Here is a 2,290-nt window from a genome sequence, read left to right as displayed (position 1 = left end):
TGGACTGATTTTAGTGCCGACAATGCTCTGCTTACGATCCGACAAACAAAGACCGATACGCCGCGCACTATTCCGCTTACGAGGGGCGCGAGGGAAACTATAGCCGCACTTCGGGCTTTGGATATCGAAGGCGATTATATCCTCCCCATGACAGCAAATGCGCTTCGGCTGTCATGGGAACGGCTCAAGCGGCGAGCTGGGGTTGACGATCTCCGCTTCCACGATCTTCGCCACGAGGCCGTCAGCCGCTTCTTCGAGATGGGTTTATCAGTGCCGGAGGTGGCGCTTATCTCCGGCCACCGCGATCCTCGGATGCTGTTTCGCTATACCCATCTTCGCCCTGAGGAGGTCGCGAAGAAATTGGCGAAGACCGAAATGAGGCTCATCGGAAGCGGCTAGCTTTGGCGAGGTACTTTCGGGAGCGGCTTTCATGTCTGATGCAAGCCACCGTGAGTGCTACTTCGTTAAGCAACGTCGCATCACTTTGGAGCCGATCTGGTCCCGCGCATGTATGGATAGACCAGAAAATAGACAAATCAAGATTTATTGGTCTATTTCAACTATTTAACTGGAGACAGCCAACGTGTTCTGATACTATCTTTTCATTGGGACGGCACGGGGTCGGCCCTTAAATCAACGCAAGAAAGGACAATCAAGCGTAAGAAAATGACTACCAACTACATGACGCCCAATGTTGGGCACGAAGTGAAAATTGAGTCTGAAGGCAATTTGATTCAGTTTCGTTTTAACACGGTTATGATGAATGCGCCGAAACGCGGCGCTTATCGCAAGCTCCATGAAGGGGCTTACAAGAGCAAATTGCTCAATGCGCTAAGCGATGCGGCGAAACGAGTTTCTCTTGGCGAAAAGCCTAAGAAGGGAATCATCCGTTTCAATGAGAATACGCAGGCATATGAGCTACATTTTGGTATCGGTCGGCGTTGCACGCGATTTGAAAATTCGTGCATTCCCGCAGACCGGGTGCCGGAGTTTGGTTCTCCGCACGAAGTGCTGGTCATGCTTCGAGAACTCATCGAACTGACCCAAGGGGGCGCTTTCGATCAGGCTCTGGATGACAAGCTTCATCAGCGCCAGGCGCATTCGCAGAAGATGATTCGCGGCAAGGCCGTGGACAGCTTCGTGTCACTGGCTCAAGAGAGCCGCTAAAGAAACCGGATCGACCCCAACCTTACCAATGAAAAAGGCAGCCCTACAAAGGCTGCCTTTTTGCTTTGCGCTTTAAAATATTTCTGATCCGGCTGTCTTTCTAAGCCGGCGGTCTAAAAGTCACAATTGAAAGTCGCGTGGGTATATTGAGAAAAATCTAACGTAGGATTATTTCAAAGCTCCTAGCGGCCCCCATGTCACCCCAGCAGTGGTGTGCACATCATCAATTTAAAAGCGCTTGATAACGGTCGCTCAAAAAAGCAGGTGGAAAACAGACGAAAGGGGACTAAATTAAGAGTGTTTCTAAAGGTATTTCATTCCAAAATTGGGGGCATCGCAAACAGAAGATGAAAATCGTTGCATTCGTCCTTTTGACTCTTCTGGCTGGTTGCGTACAGACCAGTGGGCAAAGGTTTGATCCCACGAAGGTTGATGTTGAGGATCATCCCTTTAAGCCGTCTGTACTATTCTCAACCTCTTCCTATGTCGAAGGCGACATTTGGGATCGGCGCATTTGGGGTTTGACCGTAGCCGTATCTCGTCGATCTGGCAGTCAGACGTATATTCTTAGCTGGACGAATGACTACGATGATAAGCAATGGCGATTTTTTAATCGTGCGAGCGTTCAAGGTGGGCGCTCCCTGAACATGCTGACTAGCGAGCGCCGTGTTGTTAATTGTCGGGCAAGTTCTCGTGAGTGTTCATATATTGAGAGTTATTCGATCGTTATCCCCGAAGATATTGCTGCGCAGTCAGCTGTCGCGGGATTGCAGATCATGCTTTTTCCAGAGCATGGACAGAGTGCCCTCGTCTCCATCCCGGCTGTGTCGTTTCGAGCAATTTCCTCCGCAGTAGTGACGCATCGCGGTACCGGTGCTTCGGGGACTTCATCTACCGCCAGTGCAGCGAGCTTGCCGCCGCCATCTGCCTCCTCGCCCTTGCTTGCGAATAGTTCAACAACAACCGTCTCTCCTCCGTCGCCTCGATCTTATACCGCACAACTACCAACGTACTCCGGGACAGTGGCGCAACCATCTGTGGGGGCACCTGGAGGTTCCAAGATATGTTTAGGGAGCACTGGTGTTTATCTTGTCCCAGTCACTGGGGCGTCCGGGTGCGCGCC

At 51.2% G+C, this 2,290-nt stretch carries 2 protein-coding genes; both read left to right on the top strand.

The window, feature by feature from the left end; genetic code table 11:
• Positions 1-399: site-specific integrase (locus A0129_RS15745; protein ID WP_291716332.1), on the top strand; the 399-nt coding region annotated here is incomplete at its 5' end.
• 267 nt (positions 400-666) lie between these two features.
• Positions 667-1,167 carry a hypothetical protein gene (locus A0129_RS15740; protein WP_291716331.1) on the top strand — a complete coding sequence of 167 codons (501 nt, stop codon included), beginning with the start codon at positions 667-669 and terminating at the stop codon, positions 1,165-1,167.
• The last annotated feature ends 1,123 nt before the right edge of the window (positions 1,168-2,290 follow it).

Source organism: Limnobacter sp. CACIAM 66H1 (genome assembly GCF_001601825.1).
Taxonomy (GTDB): Bacteria; Pseudomonadota; Gammaproteobacteria; order Burkholderiales; family Burkholderiaceae_B; genus Limnobacter.
This window is presented reverse-complemented; position numbering and strand designations above follow the sequence as displayed.

Excerpts from the sequence above, each read along its gene's own strand:
- A0129_RS15740 (WP_291716331.1), top strand. The coding sequence starts at position 667 with ATGACTACCAACTACATGACGCCCAATGTTGGGCACGAAGTGAAAATT.